Source organism: Cupriavidus pauculus, from assembly GCF_022179805.1.
GTDB classification, from domain to species: domain Bacteria; phylum Pseudomonadota; class Gammaproteobacteria; order Burkholderiales; family Burkholderiaceae; genus Cupriavidus; species Cupriavidus pauculus_E.
Map to the genome: position 1 here is coordinate 236650 of NZ_BPUO01000008.1, position 17293 is coordinate 253942.

At 66.0% G+C, this 17293-nt stretch carries 16 protein-coding genes; 8 read left to right on the top strand and 8 right to left on the bottom strand.

What is annotated here, in order from left to right; all coding sequences use genetic code 11:
* Positions 1-59: 59 nt before the first annotated feature.
* Entirely contained in the window at positions 60-1427 is a 1368-nt protein-coding gene (gene pmbA, locus MFF62_RS18605) for a metalloprotease PmbA (RefSeq protein WP_238264598.1), read from the bottom strand.
* A gap of 59 nt (positions 1428-1486) precedes the next feature.
* On the opposite strand from pmbA, the gene yjgA reads away from it, so the two are divergent.
* Both yjgA and mog read left to right on the top strand, forming a co-directional pair.
* The gene (gene yjgA, locus MFF62_RS18610) at positions 1487-2095 is read left to right on the top strand and encodes a ribosome biogenesis factor YjgA (protein WP_283205356.1); all 609 of its coding nucleotides are present in this window, start codon (positions 1487-1489) and stop codon (positions 2093-2095) included.
* Positions 2092-2739: a molybdopterin adenylyltransferase gene (gene mog / locus MFF62_RS18615; RefSeq protein WP_238264600.1), complete on the top strand. Its 648-nt coding sequence runs from the start codon at positions 2092-2094 to the stop codon at positions 2737-2739. Before yjgA ends, mog begins: the two co-directional genes overlap by 4 nt.
* 13 nt (positions 2740-2752) lie before the next feature.
* On the opposite strand, the gene MFF62_RS18620 is transcribed toward mog, so the two are convergent.
* The gene (locus tag MFF62_RS18620; protein ID WP_238264601.1) at positions 2753-3634 is read right to left on the bottom strand and encodes an AEC family transporter; all 882 of its coding nucleotides are present in this window, start codon (positions 3632-3634) and stop codon (positions 2753-2755) included.
* A gap of 78 nt (positions 3635-3712) precedes the next feature.
* A complete protein-coding gene (gene orn / locus MFF62_RS18625; RefSeq protein ID WP_238264602.1) occupies positions 3713-4360 on the bottom strand; it encodes an oligoribonuclease in 648 nt (215 codons plus the stop codon).
* A gap of 163 nt (positions 4361-4523) precedes the next feature.
* Between orn and MFF62_RS18630 the strand changes: the two genes are divergently transcribed.
* From MFF62_RS18630 to MFF62_RS18640, 3 genes are read left to right on the top strand one after another with little or no spacing between them, the layout of a single operon-like run.
* Positions 4524-5774, top strand: a complete 1251-nt coding sequence (locus tag MFF62_RS18630; RefSeq protein WP_238264603.1) for a M48 family metallopeptidase — start codon at positions 4524-4526, stop codon at positions 5772-5774.
* Entirely contained in the window at positions 5771-6748 is a 978-nt protein-coding gene (gene rsgA, locus MFF62_RS18635; RefSeq protein WP_238264604.1) for a ribosome small subunit-dependent GTPase A, read from the top strand. Before MFF62_RS18630 ends, rsgA begins: the two co-directional genes overlap by 4 nt.
* A 32-nt stretch (positions 6749-6780) precedes the next feature.
* Positions 6781-7086, top strand: a complete 306-nt coding sequence (locus tag MFF62_RS18640) for a putative signal transducing protein (RefSeq protein ID WP_238264605.1) — start codon at positions 6781-6783, stop codon at positions 7084-7086.
* Positions 7087-7244: 158 nt separating this feature from the next.
* Here the strand turns inward: MFF62_RS18640 and MFF62_RS18645 are convergent, their stop codons facing one another.
* Positions 7245-8222 (bottom strand): CobD/CbiB family protein, encoded by a 978-nt coding sequence (locus tag MFF62_RS18645; protein WP_238264606.1) that lies wholly within the window; start codon positions 8220-8222, stop codon positions 7245-7247.
* A 178-nt stretch (positions 8223-8400) separates the two neighbouring features.
* Complete coding sequence (locus tag MFF62_RS18650) at positions 8401-9102, bottom strand: pirin family protein (RefSeq protein WP_238264607.1); 702 nt, start codon at positions 9100-9102, stop codon at positions 8401-8403.
* 144 nt (positions 9103-9246) lie between these two features.
* Between MFF62_RS18650 and MFF62_RS18655 the strand changes: the two genes are divergently transcribed.
* Entirely contained in the window at positions 9247-10179 is a 933-nt protein-coding gene (locus MFF62_RS18655) for a LysR family transcriptional regulator (RefSeq protein WP_238264608.1), read from the top strand.
* 9 nt (positions 10180-10188) lie between these two features.
* Positions 10189-11076, top strand: coding sequence for a tRNA glutamyl-Q(34) synthetase GluQRS (gene gluQRS, locus MFF62_RS18660; RefSeq protein ID WP_238264609.1), 888 nt, complete (start codon positions 10189-10191; stop codon positions 11074-11076).
* Between the two features lie 13 nt (positions 11077-11089).
* On the opposite strand, the gene MFF62_RS18665 is transcribed toward gluQRS, so the two are convergent.
* Positions 11090-12595, bottom strand: a complete 1506-nt coding sequence (locus MFF62_RS18665) for a DEAD/DEAH box helicase (RefSeq protein WP_238264610.1) — start codon at positions 12593-12595, stop codon at positions 11090-11092.
* A gap of 273 nt (positions 12596-12868) precedes the next feature.
* Between MFF62_RS18665 and MFF62_RS18670 the strand changes: the two genes are divergently transcribed.
* Positions 12869-14479, top strand: coding sequence for an alkaline phosphatase D family protein (locus MFF62_RS18670; RefSeq protein WP_238264611.1), 1611 nt, complete (start codon positions 12869-12871; stop codon positions 14477-14479).
* Between the two features lie 73 nt (positions 14480-14552).
* On the opposite strand, the gene MFF62_RS18675 is transcribed toward MFF62_RS18670, so the two are convergent.
* Positions 14553-15548 carry a Bug family tripartite tricarboxylate transporter substrate binding protein gene (locus MFF62_RS18675; protein WP_238264612.1) on the bottom strand — a complete coding sequence of 332 codons (996 nt, stop codon included), beginning with the start codon at positions 15546-15548 and terminating at the stop codon, positions 14553-14555.
* 50 nt (positions 15549-15598) lie between these two features.
* Positions 15599-17242 (bottom strand): acyl CoA:acetate/3-ketoacid CoA transferase, encoded by a 1644-nt coding sequence (locus tag MFF62_RS18680; protein ID WP_238264613.1) that lies wholly within the window; start codon positions 17240-17242, stop codon positions 15599-15601.
* Positions 17243-17293 lie beyond the last annotated feature (51 nt).

The window sequence follows — 17293 nt, forward strand, 5'->3', positions numbered from 1 at the left end:
GGTGCTCCCCTCTCCCACTTGTGGGAGAGGGGAGTAAAACCAGGCAGGCGTGACCGCCCTTAATTCCCAGCGATCGTCATCTGCTCGATCAGGATCGAGCCCGTTTCCTTGGTGCCGCGCACCAGCGCATCGGCGCCCACGGCGACGATCTGCTTGAACATCTCCACCATGCTGCCGGCGATCGTGATTTCCTCGACCGGGTACTGGATGATCCCGTTCTCGACCCAGTAACCGGACGCGCCGCGCGAATAGTCGCCCGTCACGTAGTTCACGCCCTGCCCCATCAGCTCGGTCACCAGCAGGCCGGTGCCCAGCTTCTTCAGCATGCCGGCAAAGTCATCGCCCGGCTGCGTCAGCGAGCTGCTCAGCGTCAGGTTGTGCGAGCCGCCGGCATTGCCGGTGGTCTTCATGCCAAGCTTGCGCGCCGAGTAGGTCGACAGGAAGTAGCCCTCCACCACGCCGTCGCGCACCACGTCGCGGGCGTGGGTGCGCACGCCTTCTTCGTCGAACGGCGCGCTGCCCATGGCGCCCGGCACATGCGGCCGTTCATTGATCTGGATGTGGGGTGCGAATACGGCCTTGCCCAGCGTGTCGTACAGGAACGTCGACTTGCGGTACAGCGCTCCACCCGAAACCGCCTGGACAAAGGCACCGAGCAGGCCAGCGGCCAGCGGCGCCTCGAACAGCACCGGGCACTTGCGCGTGGACAGCTTGCGGGCATTCAGTCGCGCCAGCGCGCGCTCGGCGGCATAGCGGCCAATGGCTTCCGGCTCGGCCAGCGCCTTGGGCGAACGCTTGGACGAATACCAGTCGTCACGCTGCATGCCGGCGCCCGAACCAGCGATCGGCGCCGCCGAGACGAAATGGCGCGAATACGGATAGCCGCCCACGAAGCCCCGCGACGTAGCCAGCACGAACTGCGAATGCTGCGCCGACACGCTGGCGCCGTCGCTGTTCTTGATCTTCGGCGATACCGCGAACGATGCCGCCTCGGCACGCTTTGCAATGTCGATCGCCCCGGCTGCATCGATTTCCCAGGGGTGGAACAGGTCTAGGTCTCGCGGATCGCGCTCCAGCAACTCTTCCTCGGCCAGCCCGGCGCAGTCGTCTTCCGCCGTGAAGCGGGCGATGTTGTAGGCCGCCTCGGCCGTGGCGCGCAGCGCGGCCGGCGAGAAATCGGACGTGCTGGCGTTGCCGCGGCGCTGGCCGATCAGGACCGACACGCCCACCACCTTGTCGCGGTTCTGCTCGATGGTTTCCACCTGCCCCTTGCGCACCGTCACCGACAGGCCGCTGCCTTCGGAGATCTCCGTGGCGGCGTCCGTCGCGCCAAGTTCGCGTGCCACGCGCAGCACATCGGCCGCCATGGCCTTGAGCTGGTCCTGGGTATAGGTGAAATGCGCGGTCTGTTCGGCGGTCTGGCTCATGTTTGGGCGGGCGAGTTCAAAGGTGCAAACGGGAATCATAGCAAGATAAAATGCCGTCCATGACGCGAAATACCCGTAACAACTCCAACGACCGTTTCCCGGGCGCCTTTGCCCCGGAAGACGACGACGACCTGCCCAAGAGCAAGTCCCAGCGCAAGCGCGACATGACCGCGCTGCAGGATCTGGGCGTCGAGCTCGAGGCGCTGGCCAAGGACCGCCTGGCCCGCGTACCCATGCCCGAGGCCCTGTCCGACGCCATCCTGGCCGCCCGCAAGATCACCAGCCACGAAGGCAAGCGCCGCCAGATGCAGTTTGTCGGCAAGGTCATGCGTGGCCTGGACGACGACGAAGTGGCCGCCATCCGCGCCGCGCTGGACGGCTTCAAGGGCACCAGCAAGGCCGAGACGGCCAAGATGCACCTGATCGAGCGCTGGCGCGAGCTGCTGCTGGCCGACGACGCCAACCTGACCAAGTTCCTGGGCGAACACCCGGGCCTGGACGTGCAGTCGGTACGCAACATCATCCGCAACGCGCGCAAGGAAAAGGAAATGAGCAAGCCGCCGAAGTACTACCGCGAGCTGTTCCAGGCCATCAAGGCCGCGCTCGACGCCGGCCAGCCAGACGAGCCTGCCGACAAGCCCGAGACCCCCGAGGAACCCGAAGCATGAATCCGCCGCTGACCGCCCCCGTCCCCCGCAATCACCCCGACGAGCTGGTGGTCGGCTTTGTTTCCATTTCTGACCGTGCCTCATCCGGCACTTACCAGGATGAAGGCATTCCAGCGCTGCGCGACTGGTTCGGCAAGACGCTGACCTCGCCGTGGCAGGCCGTGGAACGGCTGATTCCTGACGAACAGCCGCTGATTTCACGCACGCTGATCGAGCTCGTCGACGTGGCGGGCTGCGATCTGGTGCTGACCACGGGCGGCACCGGGCCGGCACGGCGCGATGTCACGCCCGAGGCCACGCTGGCCGTGGGCACCAAGGAAATGCCCGGATTCGGCGAGCAGATGCGCCAGGTGAGCCTGCACTTCGTGCCGACGGCCATCCTGTCGCGGCAGGTGGCCGTTATCCGCGAGACGCCGAGCCGGGCCGCGCTGATCGTCAACCTGCCGGGCCAGCCCAAGGCCATCCGCGAAACCCTGGAAGGCTTGCGCGACGTGGAAGGCCGCGTGATCGTCCAGGGCGTGTTTGCCGCGATGCCCTATTGCATCGACCTGATCGGCGGGCCGTATGTCGAAACGAACGAGGCCATCGTGAAGGCGTTCCGGCCGAAAAGCGCGGTCCGGCCGAAACCGGGACCGACGGTCTGATTGCCCTGCGGGGCTACTTCAGCCCCAGGTACAACCCGATCGGCACGAACACCACGGCCGCGATATTGCCCAGCAGCACGATGGACGCCACCTGGTCGGGTTCCTGCCGGTAGTGATCAGCCACGAGGAAATTCAGCACCGCCGGCGGCAGTGACGCGAACACGAACAGCAGCCCGCGTTGCAGGTCGGTCATCGGCACCCACCACGCCAGCAGCAGCGCCACGGCGATACCGGCCAGCGGGCAGACCACCGCGCCCAGCACGCCCATGCCCCAGTTGCGCAGGCTCACGTCCTTCATGCGCACGCCCAGCGCGAACAGCATCAGCGGCACCGTGGAATCGCCCAGCAGCTTGATCGATTCATAAACCGGATCGGGCAGCGAAAAGACCGGCCGCGCCAGCGACAGCGCCACGCCCACCACGGTAGCCAGCACCATCGGATTGCGCGCGATCTGCGCCATCGACGCATGGCGGTTGACGATTTTCATCCCGATGGTGAAATGCATCAGGTTCGATGCCGCGAACAGCGCCACGGCCGGCGCCAGCCCTACCTGGCCAAACGCGAAGACCGACAGCGGCAAGCCCATGTTGCCGCTGTTGTTAAACATCATCGGCGGCACGAAGGTGCGGGGGTTGGCGTTGCTCACGCGCGCCACGACCCAGGCCAGGATGCCCGAGCCGATCACCACGGCGATGGCGCAGGCCAGCAGCACCAGATGGTCCGCCAGCACGAAATCCTTGCTGATGAAGGCCGACACCACTAGTAGCGGCGCGATCACTTCCAGCATCGCCTTGTTGATACCCGCCATGTCGGGATGGGCGCGCCGCCCGTATATCCACCCGATCAGGATGATCAGGATGACGGGCGTGATGATCGATACGATGCGCGTGAACATGGGGCGGCGGGTGACAGACACGGGCGGCACGGCCGGCCCCTGCTGGAACCCGCCCGCCGGGATGGTTCTCTTCGCGGGTTACGCGGCCGGAGCGGCGGGGGCTTCCGGTGCTGCCGGAGTTGCCGTTGCAGCTGCCGGGAACGACGCGGCCGCCTCGGCCTGCGTCTTGATGAAGTGCTGGCGGTAGTAGCGCAGTTCTTCGACCGATTCCAGGATGTCGGCCAGCGCCGTATGCAGCTGGCGCTTATGGAAACCCTTGTGGATGGCCGGCTCCCAGCGCTTGCACAGTTCCTTCAGCGTCGAGACGTCGAGGTTGCGGTAGTGGAAGAACGCCTCGAGCTTGGGCATGTAGCGGGCCATGAAGCGGCGGTCCTGGCAGATCGAATTGCCGCACATCGGCGACTTGCTGGCCGGTACCCAGCGCTTCAGGAAGGCGATCAGCTCGGCCTCGGCCTGGGCTTCGGTCAGCGTGGACGCCTTGACCTTGTCGATCAGGCCCGAACGGCCGTGCGTGCCCTTGTTCCAGTTGTCCATGCCGTCCAGCACCGCGTCGGACTGATGGATCACCAGCACGGGGCCTTCGGCCAGGATATTGAGTTCGGAGTCGGTCACCACCACCGCCACCTCGATGATGCGGTCGGTGTCCGGCTGCAGCCCGGTCATCTCCATATCCAGCCAGACGAGGTTGTTTTCACTTTTTACGGAGGATGCGGCGGGACTTGTCATCTGGCGGTACGGCTCGATATGGAATTCGGAGGAAATCGCCCAGCAAACGGCGGGTGGGCCGGGGCGAACAATTTATAATTCTCGCATATCTGCCCCGGATGGCATGTGGCGCACCTTCGGCTTTTCCGTTGCTGCGCCGCGCCATCGCCAACAAGGCTTGCCGATGTTCACGCTTATCTTTCTTGCCGCCCTGGTCATCATGGTGTTGACCAAACTCTGGCTCGCCTCGCGCCAGATCCGCCATGTGGCGCGCCATCGCGGCGCGGTGCCCGAGCGGTTTGCCGACACCATCACGCTCGCCGCGCACCAGAAGGCGGCCGACTACACTGTGGCCCGCACCCGCCTTTCCATGCTCGAAGTGATGACCGGCGCCGCCGTGCTGATCGGCTTCACGATGCTGGGCGGCCTGCACGCGCTGAACCAGTTCTGGCTTCATGTCTTCGACGGCGGCGGCTACTCCTACGGCGTGGCGCTGATCGCCAGCGTGGCGGTGATCGGCGGGCTGTTCGACCTGCCCTTCTCGCTCTACGGCCAGTTCGTGATCGAGGAACGCTTCGGCTTCAACAAGATGACGCTCGGACTGTGGCTGGCCGACCTGGCCAAGATGGCGCTGGTGGCCTGCGTGCTGGGCCTGCCGCTGCTGCTGGCCGTGCTGTGGCTGATGGACCGTGCCGGCAGCTTCTGGTGGCTGTACACCTGGCTCCTATGGGTGGGTTTCAGCCTGCTGCTGCAGGTGATCGTGCCAACCTACATCGCCCCGCTGTTCAACAAGTTCGAGCCGCTGGCCGATGAGTCCCTGCGCGAGCGCATCGAGGCGCTGCTGCGCAAGTGCGGCTTTGCAAGCAAGGGCCTGTTCGTGATGGATGGCAGCAAGCGCAGCGCGCACGGCAACGCCTATTTCACCGGCTTTGGCGCGGCCAAGCGCATCGTGTTCTTCGACACGCTGCTGGCGCGCTTGGATGGCGAGGAAGTGGAAGCGGTTCTGGCCCACGAACTGGGCCACTTCAAGCGCCGCCACGTGGCCAAGATGATCGCGGTCACGTTCGCGCTGTCGCTGGTCTTCCTGGCCGTGCTGGGCTGGCTGGCCACGCGCGAATGGTTCTTCACGGGCCTGGGCGTGCTGCCCAACTTCAACGCCAGCAACCACGCGCTGGCCCTGGTGCTGTTCTTCCTGGCGCTGCCCGTGTTCACGTTCATTCTGGGCCCGCTGGCCAGCCAGTCGTCGCGCAAGCATGAATTCGAAGCGGACGAATTTGCCGCCCACCAGACCAATGCGGGCCATCTGGTGTCCGCGCTGGTCAAGCTCTACAAAGACAACGCCTCCACCTTGACGCCCGACCCGATCTATAGCGCCTTCTACTACTCGCATCCGCCCGCAGCCCAGCGGATCGACCGCCTGCTGGCGCACGCATGAACCGCAGCGCACGCCATCACAATGCCGGCAAGGGTGCTGGCCGGGGCAATGGAGCCGATTCGGAATCCGCACTGATCGTCGCCGCACATGGCCGCCACTACGTGGTGGAACGCAGCGATGGCTCGCACCTGCATGCGTTCCCGCGCGGCAAGAAGAGCGACGCGGCCGTGGGCGACCGCGTCTGCATCGAGCTTGCCTCGGCCGACCAGGGTGTGATCACCGGCATCGACCCGCGCAAGAACCTGCTCCACCGGTCCGACCAGTTCAAGTCGAAGCTGCTGGCGGCCAATATCGACCAGGTCATCATCGTGCTGGCCACCGAGCCGAGCTTCTCGGAAGACCTGCTGGGCCGCGCGCTGGTGTCGGCCGAGGCGCTGGAAATCCGCCCGCTGGTGATCCTGAACAAGATCGACCTGACCGAGCGGCTCGAAGACGCGCGCCGCCGCCTGAAGCTCTACCAGGACCTTGGCTACGACACGCTGGATCTTTCGGTGCACGGCCGCCCCGACGAGGCGCTGGCCGCGCTGCAGCCGCGCACGGCGGGCGTGTCCAGCATCATGATCGGGCAGTCGGGCATGGGCAAATCGTCGCTGCTGAACCTGCTGATTCCAGGTGTGGAAGCGCAGACGCGCGAGATTTCCGCGAAGCTGGATTCGGGCAAGCACACCACCACGTTCACGCGTCTCTATCACCTGCCGGCGCAGTGGGCCGTGGTGGACGGAAAGCCTGGCTACCTGATCGATTCGCCGGGCTTCCAGGAATTCGGCCTGCACCACCTGAGCGAAGGCATGCTGGAGCGCGCGTTTCCTGAGTTCCGGCAGCGCCTGACCGAATGCCGGTTCTACAACTGCCATCACATCAACGAGCCGGGCTGCGGCGTGCTGTCGGCCATCGACGCCGGCGCGATCTCGCCGCGCCGCCATCAGCTTTACACCCAGTTGCTGCACGAATCGCGGCAGCAAAAGCCGTGGTAAGTTAGGCGCACTACTGGCTTGTCGCGCCGATCATGAAACTGCTGCTGAGGACGCCATCGCTGGTCCATGCCGCGCACTGCGAAAACCTGCTGCGCGCCGCGGGCATCGGCGCCGAGGTCCGCAATACGTGGCTGGCAGGCGCGGCCGGCGACATCCCGCTCAACGAGAGCGCGCCGCAGGTGTGGATCGTGAACGATGGGGATGAGGCCGAGGCATGGGCCGTGCTGAAAGCGGCCGCGAATCCTTCGCCGGGGCCCCGCTGGCAGTGCCGTCAGTGCGGGGAATGGCACGAGGCGCAGTTCGCCGCGTGCTGGCACTGCGGGAAGAACGCTGATTGAAGACCTGCTCCCCTCTCCCGCGTGCGGGAGAGGGGTTGGGGGTGAGGGCCAGCGGCTCAATCCACGACGAATCGCAATTTGAACCGCTGGGCCCTCACCCCCGCCCCTCTCCCATTGCATGGGAGAGGGGAGCAAACCGAGCGGGGTGCGAAAAATCCTCAGCCCACCCACAGCGCCAGCGAGATCATCGCCAGCAGCAGCATCCACAGGATCACGGCGCGCCAGACCAGGCCCACCGCCGACTGCAGCGTGCGGACACCGGGGTCCGCGCCGTACTCGGGCGGCACCGGGTCGGCATCGCCCATGCCGGGTGCGTAGTCCACGCCGGCCAGGCTGGTGCGCAGCATGACGCTGGAATCCTCTTCCGCCAGGGGCTGGCCCAGCCGCACGCCCAGCGCGCCGCCGCCACTGGCCAGCAAGATACCGTTCACCGCATCGTTCCACTTGCGCGCGTGATTGCGCCACGCATAGACCGCGTCCTCGAAATTGCCGACGATGGCAAACCCGATCGACGTCAGCCGCGACGGAATCCAGTCCAGCAGATAGAAGGCCCGCGCCGCGAAGCGGCCCAGTGCCGGGCTGCGCTCGTTGGACGGCAGGTTCCACTGGCGATTCAGGAATTCGGCCGTGCGGTACAGCACCACACCGCCTGGCCCGATCGGCACCAGGAACCAGAAGAACACCCCGAACACATGCCGGTGCACCGCCACGATGGCGGCTTCCAGCGTATGCCGCACGATCTCGCTGACCGGCATCTCCAACGTGTCGAGGCCCGTCCATTCATGCAGCAGCGTGCGCGCCGTATGCAGGTCGTCGCGGTTCAGCGCCTCGTGGATATCGGTGAAGTAGTGGCTGAACTGCCGGAAACCCAGCGTCAGGTAGAGCAGCAGGACGTTCCAGACCAGCGTCAGGGCGACGCTGATCGACGCCAGCAGATAGTGGACGACCACCGCTGCCAGCGTCAGTGGCAGTACAACGGTCAACCAGGCCAGCGCGGCATCGCGCGGCCGGCCGGTATCGAATGCATGTTCGGCCCGGTCACCCAGCACACGCACGATGTCGGTGATGGGGTTGTTCCGGCCGAGCGCACGGAATTGTTCGGCAATCAGCGCCAGGAGAATGGATACGAAGGTCATCGCGTGACGATTAATCGGCGCGCGGCGATGTGCCGCGCCGGTCGCATGGCGGATAGCCAGACGATAGCATAGCGGCAAGATGTCCAAGTACCTGTAAGCACTCGTTACGGGTAAACCAATGACCGATCCAACACAAATGCCCGCCAGGGGGTGGCAGGCATTTGTGCGGCTGCGATGGTCATGCCGGCAGGTCGAACACCAGCACTTCGGCGTCGGCGCCCTTGGACAGATCCACGGTACCCACGTCCTCAAGCTTGGCGGCGTCGCCGGTTTCCAGCACCTGGCCGTTGATGCTGACCCCGCCACGTGCCACATACACATAGGCCTTGCGACCCGGCTGCAGCGCCAGCGATGCAGTCTCATCGCCGTCGATCAGGCCAGCAAACAGGCGCACGTCCTGGTGAATCACGACCGATCCCTCGGCACCATCCCGGCTGCCTACCAGGCGCAGGCGGCCCCGCTTGTCAGCGGCGTCGAAGCGCTTTTCCTCGTAGCCGGGCTCGATACCCTGCTGGTCCGGCACGATCCAGATCTGCAGGAAGTGCGTCGTGTCATTGGCCGCGTGGTTGTATTCGGAGTGGCGCACGCCGGTGCCGGCGCTCATGCGCTGCACGTCACCCGGGCGGATCACGCTGCCGTTGCCCATGCTGTCCTTGTGCGCCAGCTCGCCTTCCAGCACATAGCTGATGATTTCCATGTCGCGGTGGCCATGGGTACCAAAGCCCATGCCGGGCGCCACGCGGTCCTCATTGATCACACGCAGCGGGCCAAACTGGATATGGCGCGGGTCGTAGTAATCGGCAAACGAGAAGCTGTGATACGACTTGAGCCAACCATGGTCCGCAAAACCGCGTTCTTCTGACTTACGGATTTCAATCATTTTGATGGCCCTCCTTGTGGCCTGGAATCAGACCCTGCGGCTCTTTGCTGCGGGGTCGGCGGCGTTTCGATGCTAGGCAGTTTAGGGGAGCGGGAGTATATTGGCGGGCACCGCGTTAGAAGCAGTTGTTCAGAAATTCTGAATATGCCCCTGTCACTCGAATCCCTCGAAGTCCTTGACGCCATCGAGCGCAAGGGAAGTTTTGCCGCCGCCGCCCACGAAATGGGCAAGGTGCCCTCGGCCCTGACCTATGTCGTCCGCAAGCTCGAGGAAGACCTCGACGTGCTGCTGTTCGACCGCCGGCGCCACCGCGCCGAGCTGACCCCCGCCGGTCGCGCCCTGCTGGACGAGGGGCGCCACCTGCTGCACGCGGCCGACGACTTGGCGCGGCGCGTCAAGCGCCTGGCCACGGGCTGGGAAGCCAACCTGAACATCGCCGTTGATGACCTGATCAACTTCCGCGCGCTGATGCCCGTGATCCAGGACTTCTATGCCGAGAACACCGCCACGCGGCTGCGCTTCTCGAAGGAAGTGCTGGGCGGCACCTGGGATGCGCTGGTCAGCAACCGCGCCGACATGATCATCGGCGGCGCCTACGAACTGCCCAGCACGCAAGGTTTCCAGGTGCGGCCGCTGGGTACGATCCCGTTCGTGTTCGCGGTGGCTGCCCACCATCCGCTGGCCACCGAGGAAGGTCCGCTGACGACGATCCAGATCGCCAAGCACCGCATCGTGGCCGTCGGCGATACGTCGCGCAACCTGCCCGCCCGTACCCACGGCGTGCTGGCCGGCCAGGACGTACTGGTGGTGCCCACCATGCGCGACAAGCTCGAAGCGCAGATCCGCGGCCTGGGCTGCGGCTGGCTGCCGGCCCCGATGGCGCAGCCCCATATCGAAAGCGGCATCCTGCAGGTACGCGAGACGGTGGAAGTGCGCGCGCCCGGCACGTTCAAGGCCGCGTGGCGAACCAACACGCGCGGCAAGGCGCTGCAGTGGTGGGCCAGCAAGCTCGAGGATCCGCGTCTGGCGCAGGCGTTGATGCAGCAGGCTCCCCAGCAACTGGAGTCGTTCGAGTAACAGCCCCGCATGCCGCAACGCTACCGGGGGCGTTTCGCCCCCTCCCCGACCGGCCCCCTGCATCTCGGTTCCCTGGTCACGGCGCTGGCCAGCTGGCTCGACGCCCGCGCCCATGGCGGCGACTGGCTCGTGCGCATCGAAGACATCGACTATCCGCGTTGCGTGAAGGACGCTGACGTCGGCATCGTGCGCACGCTGGAAGCCCTGGGCCTGCATCCCGACGAGCCGCCGGTCTGGCAAAGCCGCCGTGAATCGCTATATGCCGATGCGCTGCGCCGGCTCGATGCGGCCGGCAACCTGTACCCGTGCGGCTGCTCGCGCAAGGAAATCGCCGATTCGCTGGTGCACGTGCGCGAGCGGCACCAGACGCTGGGCTACCCGGGCACCTGCCGAACCGGCCTGCACGGCAAGCTGCCGCGCGCCTGGCGCGTGCGCGTGCCCGACGGCCCGGCCGCCACCATCTGCTTTGAAGATCGCTGGCAGCAGCGCCAGTGCCAGGATCTGGAAACCGAACTCGGTGATTTCGTACTGCGCCGCGCCGACGGGCTATGGGCCTATCAGCTGGCCGTGGTAGTCGATGACGCCGAACAAGGCATCACGCATATCGTGCGCGGCGCCGACCTGCTCGACTCCACGCCGCGCCAGATCCATCTGCAGCATCTGCTGGGCCTGCCCACGCCGTCGTACCTGCACGTGCCCGTCGTGGTCAACGCGGTTGGCGAAAAACTAAGCAAGCAGAGTGGCGCGCTGGCGTTGGACACGAACGAGCCCCTGCACGCGCTGCGGCAAGCCGGTGCGCACCTGGGTATCGTGAATGGGGAGGCGTCCGCCGCCACCTGGCTGGAGGCGGCAACGGAGCAGTGGGCGAGTCAGTGGCTGATGCCTGGTCGCCCGTAGAGAACTACAAGAATTACGACTTGCGCGGCGCGCCACCCAGCAGCGCTGCCACCGGACGCTTGGGCGCCTGACGGCCGCGCGCGAGTGCTGCGGCAAGCTGGTCTTCGGTCTTCGGCGCGGGCGTGTAGTTGCCCGACGGCTCGTACGGACGCGAGAAGAACGGATCGTCGGACGGACGGAACGCCGGACCACCATTGGGCTCGGTACGACGGCGGCGCGAGGTCGGCTGTTCCTCGCTCTCACCACCGTTTTCACGCGGACGGCGCACTTCGGTACGCTGGCGGCGGCGGTCGGATTCTTCCTGACGCGCACGCTCGCCGGTCGGATCAAAGCCGTCGAGCTTGCCGCGCGGCACGCTGCGCTTGATCAGCTTCTCGATGTCGGCCAGCAGGCGGTCATCGTTGCCCGGCACGTAGATCGACAGCGCATCGCCGCTGGCACCGGCGCGGCCGGTACGGCCGATGCGGTGCACATAGTCTTCGGCGCTGAACGGCAGGTCGAAATTGATCACGCACGGCATGGCCGGGATGTCGAGGCCACGAGCCGCCACATCGGTGGCCACCAGCGCGTCGATCGAGCCATTCTTGAAGCCTTCCAGCGTCTGCATGCGCTCGGTCTGCGTCTTGTCACCGTGGATGGCGGCGGCGTTGATGCCCTCGCGCTCCAGATGGCGCGCCAGGCGCGAGCAACCAATCTTGCTGTTCACAAAGACGATGCACTGCTTGGACTGCTGCTCGGTGGCGCGCTGCTTGAGCAGATGCACCACGGCAGCCTGCTTGTGGCCGTCCTGCACCGGGAAGACCAGCTGGCGCACGTTCTCGTTGGTCGAGTTGCTGCGCGCCACTTCGATCGTCACCGGCAGCTTCAGGTAGCTCGATGCGAGCTTCTTGATTTCAGGCGAGAACGTGGCCGAGAACAGCAGCGTCTGGCGCTGGGCCGGCAGCAGGTTGATGATGCGCTGCAGGTCCGGCAGGAAGCCCATGTCGAGCATGCGGTCCGCCTCGTCCAGCACCAGCATCTGCACCTGCGACAGGTTCACCGACTTCTGCTGCACGTGATCGAGCAGACGGCCCGGCGTTGCCACCAGGATTTCCACGCCACGGCGCAGCGCATCGGTTTGCGGGTTCATGTCGACGCCGCCGAACACCACCGTGCTGCGCAGGTCCGTGTGCTGCGCGTAGCGCGCCACGTTGTCGTAGACCTGATCGGCCAGTTCACGCGTGGGCGTCAGCATCAGCGCGCGCACCGGATGGCGTGCCGGCGATGCGCTGGCGTTGGCCATCGGCAGCAGGCGCTGGATGATCGGCAGTGCAAAGCCGGCCGTCTTGCCGGTGCCGGTCTGTGCGGCGCCCATGACGTCCTTGCCCAGCAGCACCACGGGAATGGCTTGTGCCTGGATTGGCGTGGGCTTGGTGTAGCCCTGGTCGGACAAGGCACGCAGAATGCGCGCATCCAGCCCGAAGCTCTCGAACGTTTGCTCTGCTGCTGGGGTCTGGTCTGGGGTGTTCGTCATCGTCATCAATGGAGTGTCTGTGCAGGGCGCGGAGCCGAGGCAACGGACACGCGTCTGGAACGGTTCAACGGGCCGAATCGCGGAGGAATCACGCGAAAAGATGAATTGCCCGGAAAATCAAAGACTTGGATTCTACCATCAGAGTCGGGCAGCGGACACCGGGCCCGCTGGGCAGTATCGGCGTTTGACATGTCAATGACGTGTCAACAACGCGTCACAAAAGCTGGCGAGCATAGCGCCCCGGCCACGTGATCCAATCACCATCAGACGCGACCCGCCATGACGACCAATCAGCCTACGCAACAGCCTTCCGACGCCACCCGCCGCCGCTTCCTGCGCACTTCCAGCCGATTCCTGGGGCTGGGCGCCGGCCTTGCCATCCTCGGCCCCGCATCCTTGGCGGCACCGGCCGTGGTGGCTTCCGGCCGCCCGGCGGCGCCCGACGGCATCCAGCTAGGCGATCCATCGGACGACGGCCTGGTGGTCTGGGCGCGGGCCGGGCAGCTGTCGCGCATGGTGGTCGAATACGCCACTGACGCGAATTTCCGTAACGCCCTGCGCATTTCAGGGCCGCAGGCCGCCGCCGAGACCGATTTCACCGCACGCACCCAACTGACCGGCCTGCTGCCGGGCCAGCAGTACCACGTGCGCGTGGCCTTTGAAGCACTCGAGCAGCGCCGTAGCCAAGGCGACTGGATGGCCGGCACCTTCCGCACCCGCGCGATGACAGCAGACCGGCCGGTACGCTTTGTGTGGTCGGGCGACACCGTGGGCCAGGGCTGGGGCATCAATCCCGATCTGGGCGGCATGCGCATCTACGACGCCATGCGCCAGCGCAACCCCGATTTCTTCATCCACAGCGGCGACACGATCTACGCCGACAGCCCGATCACGGCCGAGCAGAAAGCCGAGGATGGCCGCATCTGGCGCAATGTCGTCACCGAGGAAGTCAGCAAGGTGGCCGAGACGCTCAAGGAATTCCGCGGCCGCCATCGTTACAACATGATGGACGCCAATGTCCGCCGCTTTGCCAGCGAAGTGCCGCAGATCTGGCAGTGGGACGACCACGAGGTGACCAACAACTGGTCCGATTCGAAGGACCTGTCGGCCGACGCGCGCTACACCGAGAAGGATGTGCGCCTGCTGGTGGCGCGCGGCAGCCGCGCCTTTCTGGAAAACGCCCCGATGCGCTGGCACCGCCAGGGTCTGGCCGAGCGCGTGCATCGCAAGATCGCCTACGGCCCGTTGCTCGATGTGTTCGTGCTGGACATGCGCACTTTCCGTGGCCCGAACGGCTACAACCGCGAGACGGCCGAAAGCGCGGCCACCCCTTTCCTGGGCAATGCGCAACTGGACTGGCTGCTGGCCGAGATGAGCGCGTCGCAGGCCACCTGGAAGGTGATTGCCGCCGACATGCCGATCGGCCTGGGTGTTCCTGACGGTAAGGACGCGCAAGGACGCCCGAAATGGGAAGCCATCGCCAACGGCGACGGTCCGCCCCTGGGTCGCGAACTCGAAACCGCACGGCTGTTGACGCGCATCAAGCAAGCGGGGCTGAAGAACGTGGTGTGGCTCACGGCGGACGTGCATTACTGCGCCGCGCACCACTACTCGCCCGAGCGCGCCGTGTACAAGGATTTCGATCCGTTCTGGGAATTCGTGGCCGGTCCGCTCAATGCGGGCAGCTTCGGCCCGAACCCGCTCGACAATACGTTCGGCCCGCGCGTGGTCTACCAGAAGGCGCCCACCGCGCAGAACATGTCGCCGTTCGCGGGCTTCCAGTTCTTTGGCGAGGTCAATATCGATCCCGCGTCGCGCGCGATGACCGTGGACCTTCGTGACCTGCATGGGGTGTCGCAGTTCCAGCAGACGCTGCAGGTGCAGGCCTGAGCCACGACGATGCGGCCGCGCCGGCCCGGTCCACGCACCCTTTGGCGGGACCCGGCGCGCCGCCCTGCAAGGATCAGTCGCTCTTGATGCCGTTGTCCTTGATCACCTTGCCCCACTTCGCGTAGTCGTTCTGCATGCGCGAGGTCAGTTGCTCGGACGTCTGGTACGAGGCCACGGTGCCCGCGCCGAGCATCTTCTGCTGCACGGTCGAGTCGGCCAGCGCGCCCTTCAGCGCGTCGGACAGCTTGGCCACCACATCCTTGGGCGTGCCGGCCGGCACCAGCAGCCCGCCCCACGACGACGCGTCGAAGCCCGGAAAGCCCTGCTCGGCCACGGTCTTCACGTCGGGCGCGAACGACACGCGCTTGGCCGACCCCACCGCGATCGGACGCAGCTTGCCCGCCTTGATGTGCGGCAGCGCGGCAATCATGTCCGAGAACATCATCGGCACCTGGCCGGCCAGCAGATCCGAGATCGCCGGCGCGCTGCCCTTGTACGGCACGTGCTGCACGTCGAAATGGCCCAGGTTCTTCAGCAGTTCGGTCGACAGGTGGCCAAAGCTGCCATTGCCGGCGCTGGTGTAGTTCATCTTGCCGGGCGCGGCCTTGGCGCGGGCGATGTATGACTGCAGGTCGGTCACATCGGGCAGCGCGGTCGGGTTCACCACCATCACGATCGGCAGTTCGTAGGCGTTACCAACCGGCGTGAAATCCTTGAAGATGTCGTAGCCCTTGCGCGGCAGCAGGTGCGGCGCCAGCAGCGTGGGCGTGGCCAGCATGACCAGCGTGTAGCCATCGGGCGCGGACTTGGCCACGGTTTCGGTGCCGATGGTGCCCGATGCGCCCGGGCGGTTGTCGATCACGATCGGCTGCTTGAGTGTCTCGCTCATTTTCTGGCCGATGATACGCGCGGCGGTATCGGTCGGGCCGCCCGCCGGGAATGGCACCACCAGGCGAATCGGCTTGTCCGGAAAGTTCTGCGCCAGCGCGGACGCGGAAACAAACGGCAGCGCGGCTGCCAGGGCCAGCGCGGATAGCGCCAGACGACGTTGTTGACGACGGTGTTGCACAGTGTTTCCTCCAATATGGGCCGGGTACAGCCGGCCGCCTTTCTAATATTTCAGAGCGTCATCACGCCCGGCTGGAACAGCCGCGCGTCCATCGTGCGCAGGTCCGCCGCCACGGCCACAGGCGTGGCGCACTGGTCGAGCACGTCGCGCTGCAGATCCACGCCGGGAGCGATCTCGGTGAGCGTCAACCGGGCCTCGCCGTCGACGCCGGTGCGCATCTCGAATACGGCGCGCTCGGTCACGTACAGCACGGGAACACCCAGCGAAGCCACATACGGCCCGTTGAAGCTCAGGTGCGATACCGCGGGGACGATCTTGCGGACCCGCCCTTCCTTGACGATCCTCAACTTGCCATTCGCGGCATTCACTTCGAGTCCACCGGCCGTCAGCGTGCCCATGAACACCACGGCACGCGCGCTCTGCGTGATGTTGATGAAGCCGCCCACGCCGGCAATCAGCGCGCCCTCGCCTTCGCCAAACTTGCTCACGTTGACGTTGCCGTGGCCATCAAGCTCGGCCAGCCCCAGGATGGCCAGGTCGATGCCGCCGCCTTCATAGAAATCGAACTGTGCGGGCTGGTCGACCACCGCCTCGGGATAGGCCGACGCGCCGAAGCTAAGCCCGTCGGCCGGCGTGCCGCCGATGGGGCCCGCCTCCACGGTCAGCGTGAAGCCATCGAGTCCGGCCTGATGGGCCAGCGCACCCACGGCGGCCGGCATGCCCACACCCAGGTTCACCACGCGCGGCCGGCGCGCGGCCAGCTCCATCACGGCGCGGCGCTGCACGATCGTGCGCGCGTCCAGCGGCGTGCTGGCCGACGGCAGCACTTGCGCTTCCTTCGCCTTTTCGGCAGCCTCGGCCTTTTCGCCGCGCCATGGACGCACGTACGCGTCGTTGTACGGCTCGGCAAACGTCATCTGGTGATGCGCGGGCTGTTCGCTGACCACCACGTAATCGACCAGGATGCCGGGCACATGAATCGCCTGCAGGTTCTCGTGGAAGTCCACGAGCGATTCGACCTGCGCGATCACGATACCGCCCGAGTTGTGCGCGGCCTGCGCCATCGCCAGCAGTTCGTGGTGAAACGCCTCGCGATGCGTGCTCAGGTTGCCGCGCGGGTCGGCGGCCGTGCAGCGGATCAGCGCGCAGTCGATGCGGAAACTTGGATAGAACAGGTATTCGTCGCCCCGGAAGTCCACGGCCTCCACCCAGTTCGCGGTGCCGGCGCCAATCGACTCACGCGCACGCTGGTTGATGGCGCCGCCGTGGTAGCGCGGGTCCTGGCCGGTGCGCGGATCGACGAAGGTATGCAGGCCGATCTTGGTCAGCATGCCCGGCTTGCCGCCCGCGATGGCGCGATACAGATGTGTCAACACGCCCTGCGGCAGGTTGAAGCCCTCGCACTCCTCGTTCATCGCCAGCGTGGCCAGCCGCGTGGCCGAGCGCCAGTGCCCGCCCACGATGGCACGCGTCATGCCGGCATTGCCGAAGTGGTTCACTCCACGCGCGCCACGGTCGCCCTGCCCGGCCGAATAGACCAGCGTCAGGTCGCGCGGCAGGCCGTCGCGCAGAAAGCGCTGCTCCAGCGCCTCGGTCACGCCCTCAGCATGTCCCGCGCCGACAAAGCCGGCGCTGGCCACGGTCCAGCCGCTCTGGACGATTTCCGCCGCCTGCGCGGTGGTGATCACCTTCATCGCCATCTCCTCGTTCTTGTTCTGTCGTGGTGTCGTGGTTTTCACCGATCC